The organism is Bacillus sp. NMCC4, assembly GCF_002998555.1.
Lineage (GTDB): Bacteria > Bacillota > Bacilli > Bacillales > Bacillaceae > Bacillus.
The window spans coordinates 404,661-423,917 of sequence record NZ_PVRA01000001.1; the positions used below are offsets into that span (position 1 = coordinate 404,661).

Annotated in this window: 19 protein-coding genes; 2 read left to right on the forward strand and 17 right to left on the reverse strand. The window is 41.4% G+C overall.

All coding sequences use genetic code 11. The annotated features are described in order from the left end of the window. Positions 1 to 64 precede the first annotated feature (64 nt). From C6Y02_RS02160 to degS, 7 genes are all read right to left on the reverse strand, one after another. Positions 65 to 484, reverse strand: coding sequence for a TIGR03826 family flagellar region protein (locus C6Y02_RS02160; protein WP_060597396.1), 420 nt, complete (start codon positions 482 to 484; stop codon positions 65 to 67). Positions 485 to 540: 56 nt separating this feature from the next. Beyond that, positions 541 to 1,227: a ComFC family protein gene (locus tag C6Y02_RS19240; protein ID WP_189288297.1), complete on the reverse strand. Its 687-nt coding sequence runs from the start codon at positions 1,225 to 1,227 to the stop codon at positions 541 to 543. Next, positions 1,224 to 1,517, reverse strand: coding sequence for a late competence protein ComFB (comFB, locus tag C6Y02_RS02170; protein ID WP_060597398.1), 294 nt, complete (start codon positions 1,515 to 1,517; stop codon positions 1,224 to 1,226). Before comFB ends, C6Y02_RS19240 begins: the two co-directional genes overlap by 4 nt. A gap of 66 nt (positions 1,518 to 1,583) precedes the next feature. Then, positions 1,584 to 2,963, reverse strand: coding sequence for an ATP-dependent helicase ComFA (locus C6Y02_RS02175; protein WP_142393300.1), 1,380 nt, complete (start codon positions 2,961 to 2,963; stop codon positions 1,584 to 1,586). Between the two features lie 120 nt (positions 2,964 to 3,083). Beyond that, on the reverse strand, positions 3,084 to 3,926 hold the full coding sequence (locus C6Y02_RS02180) for a DegV family protein (protein ID WP_034660152.1): 843 nt from the start codon (positions 3,924 to 3,926) through the stop codon (positions 3,084 to 3,086). Positions 3,927 to 4,143: 217 nt separating this feature from the next. Next, entirely contained in the window at positions 4,144 to 4,833 is a 690-nt protein-coding gene (degU, locus tag C6Y02_RS02185; protein WP_008348273.1) for a two-component system response regulator DegU, read from the reverse strand. Positions 4,834 to 4,897: 64 nt separating this feature from the next. Next, a complete protein-coding gene (gene degS, locus C6Y02_RS02190; RefSeq protein ID WP_003213166.1) occupies positions 4,898 to 6,073 on the reverse strand; it encodes a two-component sensor histidine kinase DegS in 1,176 nt (391 codons plus the stop codon). Positions 6,074 to 6,294: 221 nt separating this feature from the next. On the opposite strand from degS, the gene C6Y02_RS02195 reads away from it, so the two are divergent. Further along, a complete protein-coding gene (locus tag C6Y02_RS02195; RefSeq protein ID WP_012011434.1) occupies positions 6,295 to 6,963 on the forward strand; it encodes a YigZ family protein in 669 nt (222 codons plus the stop codon). After that, positions 6,948 to 8,039, forward strand: a complete 1,092-nt coding sequence (locus tag C6Y02_RS02200; RefSeq protein WP_060597401.1) for an LCP family protein — start codon at positions 6,948 to 6,950, stop codon at positions 8,037 to 8,039. The genes C6Y02_RS02195 and C6Y02_RS02200 overlap by 16 nt, the downstream gene beginning before the upstream one ends. A 35-nt stretch (positions 8,040 to 8,074) precedes the next feature. On the opposite strand, the gene C6Y02_RS02205 is transcribed toward C6Y02_RS02200, so the two are convergent. From C6Y02_RS02205 to C6Y02_RS02250, 10 genes are all read right to left on the reverse strand, one after another. After that, the gene (locus C6Y02_RS02205) at positions 8,075 to 9,142 is read right to left on the reverse strand and encodes a glycosyltransferase family 4 protein (protein ID WP_034660156.1); all 1,068 of its coding nucleotides are present in this window, start codon (positions 9,140 to 9,142) and stop codon (positions 8,075 to 8,077) included. A 134-nt stretch (positions 9,143 to 9,276) separates the two neighbouring features. Beyond that, positions 9,277 to 10,473, reverse strand: coding sequence for a teichuronic acid biosynthesis protein TuaH (tuaH, locus tag C6Y02_RS02210; RefSeq protein ID WP_066031804.1), 1,197 nt, complete (start codon positions 10,471 to 10,473; stop codon positions 9,277 to 9,279). Between the two features lie 19 nt (positions 10,474 to 10,492). Next, the gene (gene tuaG, locus C6Y02_RS02215; RefSeq protein WP_106030564.1) at positions 10,493 to 11,248 is read right to left on the reverse strand and encodes a teichuronic acid biosynthesis protein TuaG; all 756 of its coding nucleotides are present in this window, start codon (positions 11,246 to 11,248) and stop codon (positions 10,493 to 10,495) included. Between the two features lie 24 nt (positions 11,249 to 11,272). Next, positions 11,273 to 11,950 (reverse strand): teichuronic acid biosynthesis protein TuaF, encoded by a 678-nt coding sequence (tuaF, locus tag C6Y02_RS02220; protein ID WP_106030565.1) that lies wholly within the window; start codon positions 11,948 to 11,950, stop codon positions 11,273 to 11,275. A 58-nt stretch (positions 11,951 to 12,008) separates the two neighbouring features. After that, the gene (gene tuaE / locus C6Y02_RS02225) at positions 12,009 to 13,466 is read right to left on the reverse strand and encodes a teichuronic acid biosynthesis protein TuaE (protein WP_106030566.1); all 1,458 of its coding nucleotides are present in this window, start codon (positions 13,464 to 13,466) and stop codon (positions 12,009 to 12,011) included. A gap of 39 nt (positions 13,467 to 13,505) precedes the next feature. Beyond that, positions 13,506 to 14,435 (reverse strand): NAD-dependent epimerase/dehydratase family protein, encoded by a 930-nt coding sequence (locus tag C6Y02_RS02230; protein ID WP_106030567.1) that lies wholly within the window; start codon positions 14,433 to 14,435, stop codon positions 13,506 to 13,508. A 14-nt stretch (positions 14,436 to 14,449) separates the two neighbouring features. Continuing rightward, on the reverse strand, positions 14,450 to 15,787 hold the full coding sequence (tuaD, locus tag C6Y02_RS02235; protein ID WP_060597407.1) for a UDP-glucose 6-dehydrogenase TuaD: 1,338 nt from the start codon (positions 15,785 to 15,787) through the stop codon (positions 14,450 to 14,452). 79 nt (positions 15,788 to 15,866) lie between these two features. Next, entirely contained in the window at positions 15,867 to 17,051 is a 1,185-nt protein-coding gene (gene tuaC, locus C6Y02_RS02240) for a teichuronic acid biosynthesis protein TuaC (protein WP_034660165.1), read from the reverse strand. After that, positions 17,048 to 18,499 (reverse strand): teichuronic acid biosynthesis protein TuaB, encoded by a 1,452-nt coding sequence (gene tuaB, locus C6Y02_RS02245; protein WP_106030568.1) that lies wholly within the window; start codon positions 18,497 to 18,499, stop codon positions 17,048 to 17,050. Before tuaB ends, tuaC begins: the two co-directional genes overlap by 4 nt. Before the next feature lie 18 nt (positions 18,500 to 18,517). Next, on the reverse strand, positions 18,518 to 19,177 hold the full coding sequence (locus C6Y02_RS02250; protein WP_066031673.1) for a sugar transferase: 660 nt from the start codon (positions 19,175 to 19,177) through the stop codon (positions 18,518 to 18,520). Between the last annotated feature and the right edge of the window lie 80 nt (positions 19,178 to 19,257).

Consider the following 19,257-nt stretch of genomic DNA (forward strand, 5'->3'; position numbering starts at 1 on the left):
TTCCGTTACAGTCTGTCTTGATTCTATCCATTTTATCGACCAAACTGCAACTTAGTTTAGGGAATCAATCGTTTTTAGGATTAATGGCATAATAGGTGTCTTTTTTCCTAGATTCAATCTCCCTTTTACGCTCTTCTTCTTGATTCATTTGACTCATTTGCGAATGAATATCCTGTTCACATTGGCTGCACAGCTTGTTTTTTCTGATCGGTTGGCCACATCTTTCACAAGGATAGTTGATATTCGGAAATTGACTAATTTGAAGTCTTTTCAAACGGATAAATTTCAAGATTAATTCTTCAGCAACTTCTGTTGCATCTACTATTTCAGCAATGGTTGATTGTCTATTACTTTGCTTTCGCAAGAATTTATAAACGATATCAAAAGAACGTTCTTCTTCTTCGAAGCATTTGTTACAAACCGTTTGGATGGTGGTTTTTAAAAATAGCTGATTACATTGTGGACAGTTTGCCAATTGATTCATAACCAAAACCCCTTACGTTATTTTCTCTTCTTATTATCGGTTAATTATCCTGAATTTTAACTACGGATCAACGTAAAAGAGGAAACACTTTTGGCACCTGCTTCTTTTAAAATTCTTGCCGCATCATAAATGGTGGCCCCCGTTGTATAGATGTCGTCAATTAAGATAACATCCCTTTGAACGATCGCATCTGTCTGCTTGATTTGAAACATTCTTTTTTGATCTAAACGTTCATTTTTCTTTTTCTTAGACTGCTTGCTTTGATGTATTTTCACAAGCGGCTGCAGGATCGGCTGACCAATCAAGGAAGCAAGTATGACTGACTGATTAAACCCTCTTTCCTTTAGCCTTTCTTTACTTAAAGGAATCGGGATCAGCACAGGTTCTTTAATTGAAAAGGAGCGCTTAAATACTGCTTGGACATCTTGTTTAAAAAGCTCAGCTAAAGCTGTATCACCTCGAAATTTAAAGCGGGAAAGGACATCTTTCATCAAATCGTTGTAAGCATAAACAGACCTATTTTTCACAAGTACTGTAGTAGAATCAGGGCGTTCTTTCCACCTGGAACAGTCTTGACATAATTGATCATTCGACTGTGCTCTCCCACAAGCTGGACAAATCGGGCGTTGAATTTTTTCTAGGTGATGCTTACATGCTATACATAGATGATCATCATTTAATAGAAGTAATGATTTCCATGTAAAAGCAGCGACAAAATGCCCCTCACAAATTAGGCAGATCAATTGTTATCCTTATTTATCGGCAGACGATTTTCGCATCTTGGAAATGTGGTGACCTTTGAAGCAGCTTCTGTCAGAATGACCAGCATGGCCGTATTCTTCTGTTTATCCACCATCTCGGATTTACTGTAAGATATTTTATCGATATCTGTTATATACTGAGGCTTCACTTGATTTAGTGAAATCGCTAATACATCTTCTATACACTTTTCACAGTGACAAATCATGTTTAATTGGTTGAGATATTGATAGAGGATTTCCTTGAGTAGTATTTCTTTTGCATTGAGTAGCATATTTGTCTCTCCTGCCATTTGTGTATTGTGAATATAAATGTACCATGAAATTTAGTTGGGCCCACATTATTTTTCAGAAAACTCTTTTGCAGCTGTATCATTCATTTTTACGATATGCTTCTTTGCTTGTTTCATACTTCTCGTTAAACCAAAATGAAAAAAGATAACATCTCCTTTAAAAAAATCGGGATGTCTACCTGCTCTACCAGAAATCTGAACAAGTGCACTCTCTGTAAAGATAGTAGATTCCGCACCTAGTACCCCCACTTGAACATTTGGAATGGTAACGCCTCTTTCTAGAATGGTGGTTGTAACTAGTACATCGTATTTATAATCTCTGAAGTGCTGGACCTTTTGTTTCCTGTCTGGATCATCAGCAGACACCCCCTCCACATTTAAGCGGTGTTCTCTAAGGACCTTCGTTATCTTCTTCATGGTCGAAATAGAAGGAACAAAAAGTAAAATCCTTCTCTTCTTTGTGATATGTTTCTGCATCCAATTCATTACTTTAGGTGGGAGCTGGTTCTTTTTTAATTTCTTCTTCCAATGTCCAATCCATTGAAAGGACGGGACAGGTAACGGTTGTTGGTGAAAGCGCAGAGGAATTTTTATGGCTTCTAGTTGTCCACGAGATACATCTCTTTTCATTTTCTTAGAGGGCGTCGCACTTAAATAAACCCTAACCCCTTTCTTTCTCATTGCCTTTAAAACAGCAAATTGGAGACGTTCATCGATTGAATAAGGAAAGGCGTCGACTTCATCTATAATAAGCACATCAAATGCAAGTTTGTATCTCATCAACTGATGAGTTGTGGCGATCACTAGCGGTGCTATTTGGAACCTTTGAGGACTTCCTCCATAAAGAACAGCTATTTTCATTCCTTGAAATGCTTTTTTAAGCCGCGGCTCTAGTTCAAGGACAACATCTGTTCTAGGTGTCGCAATGCAGACGCTCATTCCTTGATGTAAGGCATATTCAATTCCGTGAAAAAGCACCTCTGTTTTCCCTGCCCCGCAAACTGCCCAAATGAGTAGATCAAATTTGTTTTTTATCGCTTCGATCAATTTTTCTGACGCCCTTTTTTGTCCTTTAGACAGGTTTCCCTGCCATGTTAATTCCGTATGACATGTTTCTTCCATTTGTGGACCCGTCCATTCATAAAGAAAGCCACATTCCGTTGTTTTCCCCATCATGATGCATGATCTACAGTACACACAATCTTTTTGACACATGTCACACGGAGTGTGGGCAAAGTACCGCTTTTTTGATACACCACATCTACAGCAAGTAAGACCATTTGCTTTCCTCTCAATAGCAGGTGTTCGGATGACTAACCCTTTCTCCACCAGCCAATCCAAATCGGACTGTGAGCATCTTGTTTCAGCGGTAAGCAGGTGGCGTGACTGCAGTTGCTGCCTTAGTTCCATTGCTTTGTCCATGTTCAATTTCACCAAACACCTTTCAACTGATGTTTGCCTATTATGCGCAAAGACATGACCTTTCGTCCAACAGCTAAAATAGAAAAACAAAACCCCTTTTCTATTAGAAAAGAGGTTTTTTAAGATTTATCTAATCACCCAGCCAAGAGCTATAGAGCCTTCGCCTAGATGAGTGCCAATCACGGCACCAAAGTAGCTTTTATAAAATTCAACATGAGGATACTTTTCTGATAAGTGCGCAATTAAGTCGTCTGCTTCTTCTTCTCTATTACCATGTATCAGTGTTGCTCTCATCGGGACACCACGTGATGCATCTTCGTCAAATAATTCAAAAATACGTGAAATGGCTTTTTTCCGTGTACGAATCTTCTCAAAAGGGACAATTAGCTTGTTGTCAAAATGCAGTATAGGCTTTACCTTTAAGAGGCTCCCAATAAAAGCCTGAGCACCATTTAATCTGCCGCCTCTTTGTAAATGAGTTAAATCGTCTACCATAAAATAAGCTCTCTGATTCTCTTTCAGATAATTGAGATGGGCTAACACTTCTTCTAGAGAAGCACCACCTTGGATTTTTTCAGCAGCTTCTATCGCATAAAAACCTTGCGCCATACAGCTAGTTTCTGTATCAAACGGATAAATATCAATCCCGTCAACTAGGTCATTTGCTGAGGCTGCACTATTATATGTTCCACTAATTCCGCTTGAAAGGTGAATACTAATCACGGCATCGTATGTTTCACTTAGTTTTTCATATAATTCTATTAACTCACCGAAAGCAGGCTGAGAGGTGGTTGGAAGGTCTTTATGCTTTTTGACTTCTTCATAATATGTCTTCCAATCCATTTCTATTTCTTCACGGTATGATTCGTTGCCAAAAATGACATTAAGAGGGATCATATGAATATGATGTTTATCACGCAGTTCTTGTGGTATATAAGCAGTACTGTCTGTTACAACGGCTATTTTCATTCTTAAATACCTTCCTTATCCGTTAAGTTGCTCTTTTTTATTTTCAAAGAATGATCATTGTTATTCATTAGATTTATAATAGTAATCAAAAAAGCCTGCCTAATCAATAGGCAAGCCCGTTATATCCGAAAAAGACTCCTTATCTACCTATCATTTCTCTCCAATTAACATGTGAGAGAACCAAAAACAGGCGAAAAAGGAGTACTTGTCCGGAACATTATCTCATTTCTACCCAGCCGTTTTTAATTGCTACAACAACAGCTTGTGTACGGTCGTTTACATTCATTTTTTGTAAAATGTTACTCACGTGGTTTTTGACTGTTTTCTCACTAATAAAGAGCGACTCACCAATTCCTCTATTGCTCTTTCCGTCAGCTAACATTTGAAGAACTTCGCACTCACGTCTCGTTAAGATATGAAGTGGTCTGCGAATTTCAGGATATACCTCGTGCTGCGGATGTGCTGAAACGCCACTAGTCGCTAGGCGTCGGAATTCATTTACTAAGTTATGAGTAACTTTCGGATGTAAATAAGATCCTCCGTCAGCTACGACTTTCACTGCTTCAATGAGCGTGTCTGCATCCATTTCTTTTAACAGGTAGCCTCTTGCCCCTGTTTTCAATGCATGTGTCACATAGTTTTCATCGTCATGAATAGATAGAATAATGACTTTTGATTCGGGATAAAGCTCAACTAGCTGCTTTGTAGCCTCTACACCATTTACATTCGGCATATTAATGTCCATAATGACAACATCCGGATGATAGTGTTCTACGATACGTGCAGCTTCGTCACCGTCGTCTCCTTCTGCAACTACTTCAAAAGTAGGTTCAAAATCTAAAATCCGTTTGACACCTTCACGGAATAATTGGTGATCATCAATAATTACAATATTTACTTTAGTCACAAGCTACGCCTCCCCATGTTTATTGTTCTACACCTGAACTTTATGGTCAATATGTCTTTTGTCTCTATTTTACAATTTTATTTTGCAATGTTAATGGCACGCGAATCATGATGAATGTCCCTAGACCTATTTTTGAGTCTATGGTCATTTTACCTTCCAGTAAGTCTACGCGTTCTTTCATGCCAAGTAAACCGAAGGATTTGTTTTTGTTTGTTTTCACATCTTTCATATCAAAGCCTTTTCCATCGTCTTTGATAATTAACGTGACAAAGTCTTTCGTCACTTCTACTTTTACAGAGATTTCTTCAGCTTCGGAATGCTTTAGTGAATTTGTGACAGCTTCTTGGGCTAGTCTAAACAGTGCCACTTCAAATTGAGAAGCAATTCTTTCGCTTTCTGTATCCCCTAGGCATTGGAACGTAATCTTGGTTTTTCCATCATACTCTTCGATTGTGTTTAAATATTTTCTTAGCGTCGGAATGAGACCCAAATCATCTAAAGCCATTGGTCTTAAATCATAAATGATTCTTCTCACTTCGTACAGAGCATTTCGCACATTCTGTCTGAGACTTCTAATTTCTTTAAAGCCTTCTTCTGTCCCACGGTCTCTGAAAATCCGTTCAATTAATTCGGAACGCATCATCACGTTTGCCAGCATCTGGGCCGGACCGTCATGAATTTCCCGGGACACCCTTTTGCGTTCTTCTTCTTGGGCTTCAATAATTCTTAGTCCAAAATCTTGTTTTGCCTGAGCATCTTCAAGTAACACGCCAACTTGGCGTAAGTCCTGATTGAGATAGTTGAGAACAACTGTGATCTGACTCACAAGCGTTTCAGAGCGTTCAATGACGTCTTGCAGGCTTAACAATCGTCTTTCCAGATCGTCTCTTCTTTCTCTCAGCTGCTTTTCGCGCTGCTGGATCATGGTGAGTTCCACTTGTAGATTATGTGCTTTTTCGTAGGCCTCCCGTATTTCTTCTTCGCTAAATTTGTTGAAGTTTCTGCTGACCTCAGATAAGCGATTTCTAGCATGTCTCGTATGGACTTCGAGTTTATCCCCAAAATCAATTACTTCGTTTACTTGCTGCTTGATTTGCTTCAGCTCTTCTACTAGGCTTTCATATTGTTGACGGGACTGTTCGCCTATCCTAAATACTTCGTCCTTGCTGCCATCAACTGTACTTAGCATTTTCATGATGATTGAATCCAATAATTTCGGATCCATTTTAGGTGTTGTCATGGCTTTTCCCTCCCGTAACAGTGATGTCATCTTTTTTTATTATAAATGTCATTGATCTGCATTTTATGTCGAATTATAATGAAAGAATGCGTATAAATCATGAAGTTTTTATGACGACCCTTTTTCCGCCCCTATCATCATAACAAAATACGCTGTAAAATTCTAAAATCAATGCAAATTTTCTCTAGTCTTACAATTTGCTTGTCAGGAGGGTAAGTCTTTTGCTGAATCGCTATCTTACAGTAAAAAGTCGTGGCGAGCATGAGATCGTCATTGAAAAATCACGTTTTATTTGTCATATACAGCGTGCTGTCTCAGAAGAAGAAGCACAAGCATTTATACAATCCATTAAAAAACAACATTGGAATGCCACACATAATTGTTCTGCCTATCTCATTGGAGAACATGACCTGATTCAAAAAGCGAATGATGATGGTGAACCAAGCGGTACAGCAGGTGTGCCAATGCTTGAAGTGTTAAAAAAACGGAAGCTGAAAGATACAGTCGTAGTGGTCACTCGTTATTTCGGCGGTATTAAGCTAGGCGCCGGTGGATTGATTCGTGCCTACGGAAAATCTGTATCAGAAGCCATCAACCATGTTGGTATGGTAGAACGCTGTTTAATGCGTACGATGCACACAACAATAGATTATACATGGCTTGGAAAGGTAGAGAATGAGCTTAGAGCCTCATCTTTTCAGCTAAAAGAAATTCATTATGCAGAAGATGTTATTTTTGAGACGTATGTAGAAGAAACACAAACAGAGCAGTTCATTGAATGGATGACTGAGCTGACAAATGGAAAGAGTGTTACAAAAGAAGGCGAACTGATTTATTTAGAAAAGGACATTGGTCCGATAAAGGAGACAGATGAATGGCACAACGAGTAAGAGTGCGTGTACGAAAGAAAAAGAGTAAGAAGAAGAAAATTTTCAAACGTATCCTGGTCTTATTTTTACTTCTTATCATCTGCATGGGCGGATTTGCAGTATATAAAATAGTCAATACACTTCAGGCTGCTGACAAAACATATGATGAGCTAGACCGAGGAGAGAAATCGAAGCTTCGTGATGCGGTCATTGATATTAAGAAGAAACCTTTCTCTGTACTATTTGTCGGAATTGAGGATTATGCCACAGATGGTGATCATGGCCGTTCAGATTCACTCATTGTCGCAACGATTAACCCTCAAGACAAAACGATGAAAATGGTTAGTATCCCTCGTGACACACGCGTACAGCTTGCAAGTGACACGACAGGAAATAAAGAAAAGATCAATGCAGCATTTGCTAAAGGTGGAAAAGACGAGACAATTGAAACTGTCGAACAATTCTTGCATATTCCGATTGATAAATATGCAACCGTTGATTTTGACGGATTCAAGGATGTCATTGATGAAGTCGGCGGAATTGATATCGATGTTCCATTTGACTTCAATGAAAAAAGTGATGTGAAAAAATCGAAAAAGATTTACTTCAAAAAAGGCAATATGCATTTAAACGGGGAAGAAGCACTTGCTTACGCGCGGATGAGAAAACAAGATCCACGCGGTGATTTCGGACGTAATGATCGTCAGAAACAAATTTTACGCGCAATGATTGATCAAATGTCGAAGGCAAATAACATTGCGAACGTCGATAATATCGCTAAAGAAGTAAGTGATCACATTACAACCAACTTCCGTATCACAGAAGGTCTTGCGCTTCAGCAAATCTACAGCGGATTTAAAGGAAACGACACAGAAACACTTTCTATTAAAGGAACAGACCTTTATTTAGGACCAAATCGAACGTATTACTTTGAGCCAGATCAAACCAATCTAGCTAACGTACAAAATGAATTACGGACGCATTTAAAGCTTCCTGCTGAATCCTCGAGTGAAACAGATTCACAAACCAATCCACCCTCTGGTGAAACAGGGTCAAGTGATACAACTAATCCTTCGACCAGCACACCAGGACAATAATAAAAACAGCCCAGTTCCTAGGAACGGGCTGTTTTTTATTGTCTTTTCACCATTCGTTTATAGAATTTCGTAAATGGTTTGAACTCTTCGTTGACCAAACCCGTGACTTCCGCAATCACTTGCATAAACATTACCAGTAAAAAGATAATGATGAGCGATAACCAAATGGTGGCGCTTGTCAGCAAAATCGCACTTAAGCTAAAGACTAAGCCAATCATGTAAATCACGATAACCGCCATGCGATGGGACAAGCCAAAGGCCATTAGTCTATGATGAATATGGGATTTGTCCGGCGCTGAAATCGGCTGTTTGTTTAATATGCGTCTAATGATTGCAAAGGTCGTATCAAATATAGGAACACCTAGAATGATCACAGGGACAACGACGCTAAACAAAGTGACACTTTTGTATAATCCTAAAAGTGACAGCACCGAGATCATATACCCTAAAAATAGCGAACCAGTATCCCCCATAAAAATCTTCGCTGGATGAAAGTTGTAAAAGAGAAAGCCGATCGTACTGCCAATGACGACAAGAGATAAAGAAAGAATCAGAATCTTATCAGCAGAGAATGCCATCACTGCAATCGTTGATAAACCGATGACAGAAATACCGGCAGCTAGTCCATCAAGACCGTCAATTAAATTAATGGCATTTGTGATGCCGACAATCCATAGCACGGTGAGGGGATATGCCATCCAGCCTAACTCAATTCGATCTGTTAAAAAAGGAACAGAGAAAAAATCCATTTTTAAGCCTGTGCTCACAATCAAACAAGCAACAAGAACTTGTACGAGAAATTTAAATTTTGCACTTAAATTATATTTATCATCAAATATACCTAAAATGACGATGAGTACGGCACCAACTGAAATTGCTGTAATTTTATTATGTAGAAACAGCCCGCCTGCTAATGCTCCAGCCGCTACCCCAATAAAAATTGCCAAACCACCCATTCGAGGCATTACTTTATCATGAACTTTTCGTTTATTCGGCTGGTCCACTGCACCAATCTTAATTGCAAACTTTTTGACGATTGGTGTCACAATTAAAACTGTAGCCAGAGAGACAAAAAACGCTAATAAGGCGCGTTCGTAATCCATAGGTCAGTCTCCTTCTAAATTGAAATCTGTATTTTGTATATTGGCCGCTCTTTCCATTATACAATTGAATAGAGGATGATCACAAGCTCCCCCGGTGAAGAAGAAACAAATAAAAACGCACAATCCCGAATGAATTATGCGTTTTCTTTAATATTCGTTAGTTCCACCATGTTTGTGAACAGCGCGTGCCAATCTTTTTTCATTGCACGGCTTTGTCTTAGATGTCTATAGGTCGTGTCGTCTTTTTTGCTGATCACTTTCAGGCAGGCTTCTACGAAGAGCGCAGGATCATCGCCCTCTAAATATTCATACACATCCTTCTCTTTTAGCCTTTCCGTTGACGGGAGATTTAAACCGACAACCGGTATTCCAGCTGCTAAAAATTCATAAAGCTTGAGAGGGAACACCGCTTGATTGTAAGGGGATTGTTTGTATGGCATCATGCCTACATCAATCAGCTTCATATAAGCAGGTACTTCTTCTGGTGCAACAGCTCCTGTCCAAATCACATTTGGCAGTTTGAGTGCATGCTGAAAAGATGGATCTCCATTCGTTCCATCCGGACCGACAAATAAAAATGTCCAATCAGGCCGCATGCGAGCAGCTTCAGCCATCATGTCAAAATCGAGCTTTGGCTTGATTCCTCCGATAAAACCAAGCACGGTTCCTTCTCTTCCTTCCAGCACATCTTCTTTACACGGAAGATTGCTTTTCGCAAATACATCGTACTCGACGCCATTTTCCACAGTAAACACATCTTTCGGTTCTCCCATAAGACGTTTTTTGATTTGATCGTGTAAATATTGAGAAGAGCATGTAATGCTGTGTGCGTATTTAATGATTCGATTTTCTGCTTTGACAATGACACGCTGCCTCATATAAGAAAGAATGTTGTGTTTGCCGCTTATCGGCTCTCCCCACAGGTCACTACAATCATAGACAATGTGTTTCCATTCAAATAAGGAAGATAAGAGCGGAAAGCCCGGAAACGTATACCATAAACAAACAGCAATCCCCTTCTTTTCCTCCATCCGCAAATGCTCAAGAAGAGGGGACAATTTATGAATATAGAACATGTCTTGATATCGGCCAAAGCGAAATAATTTACTCTTGAGCACATCAGGAATGGCCAATTGCTTCATTCGATCTGTTATGGGCTGAAAGGGAGCTGTATGACGAGATGATGACGGGCATACCCAGATGACCTCTTTCGTTTCCGGATCAGATGCTAAAAATTCGGCCAACCGATGCCGTCTGTACCTCAGTCCGTCCTGTCCCCATTCTCCCGTCGCTACGACAACATGTATGATCGAGTCTGCTTTCACCTTTATCACCTTTTTTCCCTTCTGTTTATAAGCGCTTCTTCACAGCATTTGTCGCATAGTGCATAAAACACCAGGACGCTTTGACAAAATGAAGCTGCTCAATTTCTCTGTAGACAAACCACGTTTTTTTCGCTGCTTTCCACTTGTTGCTAGAGATGGAGTTTCCAACGATGCGATATTCACTGAGCGGTTCGCTCATACCATAGGCTGTAAATCCTCTTTTTAATATAGACAGCCATGTAGCTAAATCCTGCCTTGTGCGAATGTTCGGCATTTCCACATGTCCTACCTTTTGAAGATCAAGCATGACCGTTAAACAGCCGATAATGGTATTTTTCAAGGCTTCATTATAATCTAATCTCGCTGGCGCAATGACGGTTTTTTCTAACGGTTCTCCATTTTCTGCAATGATGTCATATGCCGTAAATGTAAAGGCATAATCATTTGTCAGCATGAAGTCTACCTGTTTTTCAAGCTTCGTCTCTTTCCACTTATCATCGCTATCTAAAAAAGCAATAAAGCGCCCTTTTGCCTGGTTGATGGCTGCGTTTCTAGCAATGGCAGCTCCCCCATTTTCCTCTAAATAAATGACGTTGATTCTGTCGTCCGCTTGACTTAAATCCCCTAATAGCTTTCTCGTTCCATCTGTAGAACAATCATCTGCAATGATCAGCTCCCAATTGGAATAGGTTTGGGCAAGGACGGAATGAACTGTATCCGTTAAATAACGTTCCGCATTATACGCCGGTGTAATGATGGATACTAACGGTTGATTGTTCACCTAAGACTCATCTCCAGTTCATCATTAAGATTCTTTGAACACTTCGGGTAAGACCACAAACATGAGCGAGATGCTAAAGCCAATGACAAGCCCAAGCAGTGCACGTTTTTTGGCTGACATGCCTTTATTGCCCTCATCAAGTACTTGTGCAGGATCGACAATCTTTGCCTGCTTCATTCCAAGCTTTGTCGACTCCAATTCATATAAGAATCGTTCTTTATCGACTTTGGAATCATTGCTGACAGATTCGTCTTCAAGAGCAGCTAATCTACTTTCAATCACCTGCTGCCTTTTTGTAAATAATGCTTTGTCTTGCTTAAGAAATGTATCCGACACCTGCTTCACGACAGCCAAAGCGCGATCCTTATCGGCATCTGTGAAAGACAGCTGTAATTGTGTATCTGATTGATTGGTAAGGATGAGACGGGTTTTCACATCCTGCCTTTCTTCTTCTTTGACATCACTGAGTGATTCGTTTAGAAAAGCATCGCTTTTTAATAGAGATGTCACTTCCGCCATATTGTTATACACCCCATCATCATATTTACCAAGAGTGAGGGTAACAGCAGCTGTGTAACTGGACTGCTGCGTAGTTCCTTTAGCAAAAAAGAAACCAAAGGCGCCTAATATGACAGGCAGCAGGATGAGCCATACGATGTACTTTTTGATTCGCTTCCCTATTCTAGATATGAAACCAGACATGTTCATTCTCCCAACATTGACGTATTTGCTCTTTCACTAGTGTAGCCATACAAACGGTTTACCACAGCTTGAGTCGTTGTTTATTTTTCAACATATTCACCGCTGCGATCACCAGTCCTAAAAATACCCAGTGGAAATATAAATTCGAGACGGAGCTAGGACTGATACTTGAAACGAGAAAGCTCAGCATGGCTGCAAACAACCCTTCAATGATCATTTTTGCCGATCTTGTTTCAGCCCATTGGTATTGTTTGTACAGTGTGAACATGAGATAGGCGTATACTGAGATATAGCCCAGCATGAATGCAAACCCAAAGTTCGTCATCAATTCCAGCAGCCAATTGTGCACTTCTACGACCTGGTCTGTATCAAAGATCGAAAAGTGAGCTAAGTAGTAAGACACATTCCCCGCTCCAACCCCGAATCCGTATGAATTCGTAAAGAAGTGCCAAGCATTTTTGATCAAATTCGCTCTCGCGATGTTAGACGGGAGTGGTTCACTAAAAGAATGTGCGACCTGAGAAGCGAGAAACAAGTCATAAAAGACCGAATAAATCTTGGCTGAAAAGACAGCGATACAGATAACAACAAGTCCGCCTGCTGCAATGATTGACCACTTTTTGAGGAATCGCGGCAGCAGCAGCCACACATAGACCGCCACTCCTGCAAATATGCCAAGCAGACTGGCTCGGGATTCGGTTAACAATATGAGATACAGTGCGGCGATTGCCCCTAATAATCCAAACGCTTTGATATAACCGTTTTTCATTTGACGCATGCACGCTAGATATAAAAAGAAACTAATCGATAAAAACGTCGCAAAGTCATTTTGATTAAAAAAGACAGATGTAGGATAGTGCTGTTTATACGCTGGTCCTAGATACAATGAGGTATTCGGTAAATGGTTCAATGTAAAATGATTATAGAACCCAATCCCCATCACAAACACAGTCATGACCAGCCAAATGCTATAAAAGGTCACCACTTGATCCATTCGCTGAATGAACATGACGACAAGAAAGACAAACCCCATCCCCATTGCAAGCAGGGACATATATTTCAGGCCGTCTGTGACCGAATGAGCCCAAAGCAGTGAGATGAGCCCGTAAAGAAACCATGCAGTGAAAAAACCAAGAATTCCTTTGACACGAATCTGCTGCCACTGCGATATGTACGTCCCCTTATCTCTCATCCGCCATATGAATAAAGCAAAGACGGCGATAAGCATAATACGGTAGAGAAAAAGACTAAAGAATCCGGCACTAATAGAAAAGAAAGCGTTGTTGAGAAAAGTCAATGCAATCAAAAGATAGATGGCTGACATGAAGATTTGCTCACCATTCATGTATAGCTTCATCAACACGAGAGCAGCCGACAGGATCAAAAGTATAACCGGAACAGCCACCATCTTCTTTAACCCGACGGGCTGGGCGGTTGCCATTTGTACAAGCCCGATCCCTGCTGCAAACAAAATACATCCAATCATGATTTGCCATGCTGTTTGTTTCACACTCATACCCATTTTCCTCCTAAGCAACCCATCCGATTTGAGGGATTAAGCCTTGATTTCCTGTTCATAGTAGGAAATGGTACGAGCCAAACCTTCCTGTAAACTCACAACAGGCTCCCATGCTAAGACTTGTTTCGTTTCCTCATTTGCCAATGTACTATGCACAATATCTCCTGCACGCTGCGGCTTGTAAATTGGTTCAAGATGCGACCTCGTCACCCGCTTCATCGTTTGAAACAGCTCATTCACAGTGATCGAATCACCACATGAAATATTTAAACAAACGTTTGATTGAGCTGTTAAAGCCGCAACATTCGCTGCTGCTAGATCACCTACATAAATGAAATCTCTTGTTTGTTCCCCGTCTCCGAAAATGAAAGGAGCCTCATCTTTTGCAAACTTATCAGAGAAAATAGAGACAACTCCGCCTTCGCCAAGTGCGTCTTGTCGCGGACCATAAACATTGCTGTACCGAAGAATACAATAGTCCACATCATACAGTGATTTTGCCATTTCTAAGTATCGCTCTACTGTGAGTTTCGCTAAACCATAAGGCGAACCAGGCTTCAGACGGTGAGCGGTGTCCACTGGCAGATACACTGGATCTCCATAGACAGCTGCTGATGAGGCAAATACCATTTTCTCCACTCCTGCTTCAGCCGCTGCTTTCATGACGTGCAGGGACCCTTTTATATTGACCTCTTCGTCATAAACGAAATTCTGAACGGAAACGGCTACACTCACCTGTGCTGCAAGGTGAATGATATAATCCGGTCTCATTTGTTTGATCAAATCAACCGTTTCTGATTTTGTGACATCTGCCTCAATGCATTGAACGGAAAGATGGGCAATATTTTCCCGAGATCCAGTTGAAAGGTTATCAAGAACGATGGGCTCGTAGCCTTTTTCTAGTAAAGCCTCTACCGTGTGTGATCCAATAAATCCGCTTCCCCCAGTAACCAATACTTTCTTCATCCAAGCTCCCCCTGTTATTGTGCCTTTGATACCAATTCTGCTTCCCATACGCCTGGGCGGCCGATAGACTGGTAAATAAATCCTCTCTCTTTCATTTCTGCTGGATCAAACAAATTCCTTCCATCAATTACAATCGGTGAACGAAGCAGCAGCTTGATTTGATCTTTATCCATCTTCTGTACGTCATCCCATTCTGTTAGGATGAGGCAAGCATCCGTATCTTTTACTGTTTCATACAGGTCATTGCTGAAGACAGCCTGCGGGCCAAGCTCTCGCTCTGCTTCTACATAAGCAATCGGATCATAAGCCTTCACAAAAGCACCCAGCTCTCTCAGCATGGGGATAATGTCTAATGCAGGCGCAGAACGCATATCATTCGTATTCGGTTTGAATGCGAGACCTAAGACAGAGATGGTTTTTCCTCTAATATCACCGAATACACTCATCAGTTTGCTGACAAGGTGAGCTCTTTGGTGATTGTTCGTTTCAATCACGGACTCGATCAGCTTGAACCGGTAGCCGGCTGTTTCGGCAATTTTGAGAAGAGCCATCGTGTCTTTCGGGAAACAAGAACCCCCAAATCCAATGCCCGCTTTTAAAAATTTATGCCCGATGCGACTGTCTAATCCAACTCCTTCGCTGACTTTTTCAACATCAGCGCCCACCCGCTCGCAAATATTTGCAATGTCATTGATGAATGAGATTTTTGTGGCAAGCATGGCATTTGCAGCATACTTAATCATTTCAGCACTTTCTAAGTTGGTCTCCACAACCTCTGTTTGAAACGGATCATGCAATCTTTTGATGATGGTTGACGCATGGGTGCTTGTCGAGCCTATTACTGCCCGCTCCATATTCATCGTGTCTTGGATTGCAGAGCCTTCCCTGAGGAACTCTGGATTGGATACGACATCAAAAGGATATTTACTGCGGGATGCTTTTTCAACAATGGCTTGAACGAGCCGGCCTGTTCCAACGGGCACTGTGCTTTTATTGACGATGATTTTATAGCCATTTAGATGTTCACCAATTGTTTGAGCGACGGCTTTCACGAACGTTAAATCTGCTTCCCCCTGTGCTGTCATCGGTGTCCCTACAGCAATATAGATAATCTCTGATTCCCTGATAGCGGCAGGAATATTGGTTGTAAAAAACAGTCTTCCTTCCTCCGTGTTCTTTTCAATCAATTCCTTTAAACCCGGTTCATAAATGGGAACGACACCACTTTTTAAGCTGTTGATTTTTGATTCATCGATGTCACAGCAGATGACACGATTTCCGATATCAGCAAAACAAGTACCCGATACTAATCCGACATACCCTGTTCCAATCACAGCAATTTTCTTCAACATTTTTCATCCTCTCAGTAAAAGCATATTGTCCGTTCCAAGCTGTTTATCTATCTATCATTCTTTGCACATTTCATCTTGTTTAAACGATGGATATTGATTGATTAAGCACCTTTTCATATTGCTGTATGAGATGCTTCGCATTATTTGCTGATGAATATTCTGTATGAACGATTTGATGAAGATCGTTCTTCACTTGCTCATTCCATCTGTTTTCATAAAGATAGGCGTGAATGGCCTCTTTTAACTGATTCGTCGAACGCGGATCAACGAGCAGGTGTTGATAGCTAGAAAATAAAGATGGGAGACCACCGACTCGTGTCGCAATGACAGGTACTTTTAAAGCAAGCGCCTCTAGGACGACGGTAGGCATTCCTTCACTATAGGAAGGAAGTGCAAACAGATCAGCTGCCATTAAGTAGTCTTTCACCTGCTCATTCGGCACCTGTCCTGGGAGTACAATGGATGCTCCAGCCCGTTCTTCCACCCCCTTTGCAAGGGGGCCTTTTCCAACAAAGACTGCTTTCACACCATCCATGCCGCTGACAGCATCAGCTAATTCAAGTAAGCCCTTCTCTTTGACTAATCGCCCGACGAAGACAACGAGCTTGTCGTGAAGTGGTAAGCCTAACTTTTTCCTGATGCCTTGTTGATCTTCTTCCGTTTTAGAAAATGACTGAAGCGGAATACCGAGCGGGAGACATTGCGCTTCCACCTTTGTCATGTCATTTGTCTTTTTAGCAAGCTCCTCGCTCACCGTCAGAACAGCAGATGCCTGTTTCACCGCCGTTTCAAAGGCTGCATGTGCCCCTTTGCTATAGCCTGGATACACGTTCACATCACTGCCATGTAAGGTCAAAAGATAAGGAATTTGCGTTTCTTTCTGAATCACAGCCGCCGCTCCGCCAGACGGCATCGCAAAGTGCGCATGGATAAAATCTGGTGACAGCTGATAACGCTGCATGGCGCCTAGAACAGAAGCCGCTATTCGTTTACTCGGCTGTGCCCATTTCAGCTGTCCAGGGATCGCTGTATAGGGCGGCCTGTATACTGTCACTCCGTTTCTTACTTCCTGTTCGGGCATATCTTTTTTCTGCCGATAGGCCGCCTTCAGCATCCGCAAAACCGGTAAATTTACTGGATTGGGACAAATGACAGTCACTTGTATTCCTTGTTTGAGCAGCTCCTGCACTTGCGTTTCATGGAATACGCCTTCACTTGGATGTTTTTCACTAGGATATACACTTGTCAGCCATAGCACCTTCATGACGAACGACCTCTTCTCAATAATTTACCTGCCACCTGCGGATACATTTTGATGAACAGCAAGCCATACAATGCAGCACTGACACAAATCGTCAATCCTAATTGAAGTAAAATATCCGCTGACGTCAGCTTCATGCCTTGATGCAAGAAAACCGCACAGGCGGCCATCAACAGCGTCATGACAGCAGGCTTTCCAAGTGATTTTAAATACACCTTCATATCAAGCTGAATGACATACGCCATGAGCCACCTGCCGACAATAAAGTTGAGCAGACTGACACCTGAGTAAACCCAAGCTACTGTGAGCAGACTGCCTGTGCTGACACCTGCATATAAGGCGCATCCATACACGATGAGCATCCCCGTATCCCAATAAAAGGCTAAGTCCGCTCTCCCTTTGGCAAGAAGTATTGAACCGTTTGGATTCATCAGCACACGCAGAAGGCCGACAATGCACAAAATGTTAAGAACCGGAACGGCTACGAGCCATTTCTCTCCAAACACTACTTCTATAAAGCTATCTGATACGGCAGCAAGACCGATTAATAATGGAAAACTAATCAATGCGAGCATATTCGTCATACTGAGGAAGCCCTCTCGCAGCATGGAGTGATCACGCTGACTTTTTGCGAAAACAGGGAAAGCCACTCTCGTCACGATTGGGTTAATCTTCAGCACCGGGATCGTTACAATTTGATACGCCAAGCTGTAAATACCTAATGCTTCTGCTCCAAGAAAACGGCCAATTAAAATCATGTCTATGTTCGATCCTGCTCGATTGACCAGTCTGGATGCGAGCTGAAATGCTCCAAATGAGAAAAATTCTTTCACTTCCCCTAATGCAAAAACAGGTGCTGGGCGCCACTTCTTCCAATAAGCTGCGGCATACATTAGCCCTTTTCCTGATTGCAGCAGCACTTGAGAAATGACATAGGCAATAATCGGATTGATGAAGAAGGCCAAAGCGAGTAAAACAAACAGCGATATCATGGTTGCAATGGCTTCAATGGTACTTAATGTTTTAAAGGCTAAGTCCTTTTGCATCATGTATTGGTATTGCTGGCCAATTGGTGCAATCAGAAACATGATGGATAATAGTTTGAGCAAACCCTCCAGCTCTGGCCGGTTATAAAAGGCGGCAATCATTGGGCTTACTAGAATGAGTAAACAGAATAAGACAATTCCAGTGAGCAAATTGATCCAATATAATGTAGATAATTGACGTTCTGTTGTTTGTTCCTTTTGGATGATCGCTGCCCCAATCCCTAGATCAAGTAAAATCTGCGTAAATATTGTGACAGTTGTGATCATGCCAACGAGTCCAAACTCCTTCAGTGACATCACGTTCCCTAAAAAAGCGAACTGTGCGATTTGGATAATCGTAATGATGAATGCGGACAAGCTTGTCCATTTTGCCCCGCCTAGCATGCGTTTTTTCATACTTGCCATTTCTCTTCCCTACTTTACTTATCTGGCTCCGTCACCCGTCATGATGACTTTTAACGTTTTTACCATAATCTTCGTGTCGAGAGAAAATGTCAAGTTTTGAATATACTGTAAGTCGTGCGTTAATTTTTCGCTCGGACTCATTTCATATCCGCCATTTACTTGAGCAAGACCTGTCAATCCCGGCTTGACCGCTAATCTTTTCGTAAAACCTGGAATCGTCCGATTAAATTCTGCGGTAAACATCGGTCTTTCCGGCCGCGGACCTACGATACTCATTTCTCCTTTTAACACGTTGATAAATTGCGGAAGTTCATCGATTCTTGTTTTACGAATGAAGGCTCCCACTTTGGTGATACGCGGGTCATTTTTTTGTGCCCATTTCGCTCCTCCGCTTTCAGCGTCGGTTCTCATCGATCTGAGCTTCCATAATTTAAAGTAAACACCGTCTTTCCCGACCCTCTCCTGCATATAAAAGGCTGATCCCGGTGTTTCCAGCTTAATCAAGAGAGCAAACAGCAAAATGATTGGCGTACTCAACATCAATCCGATGAACGAGAACATTAAATCTATGAAACGTTTTGCAAATAAATAACGAACCATATGTTCTGTTAAGGCAAAAGAGTGGTTTCGTCTCACTTCATATTCTCTATAAAGATTCATCGCTTTCTCTGCACTCACTGACCTGCACCTCACCATCTAAAGTAGTTGTTGTGTAAAGAGATGTTCTATGAAAGTCAGTTTATCAGAGCAACATTAAG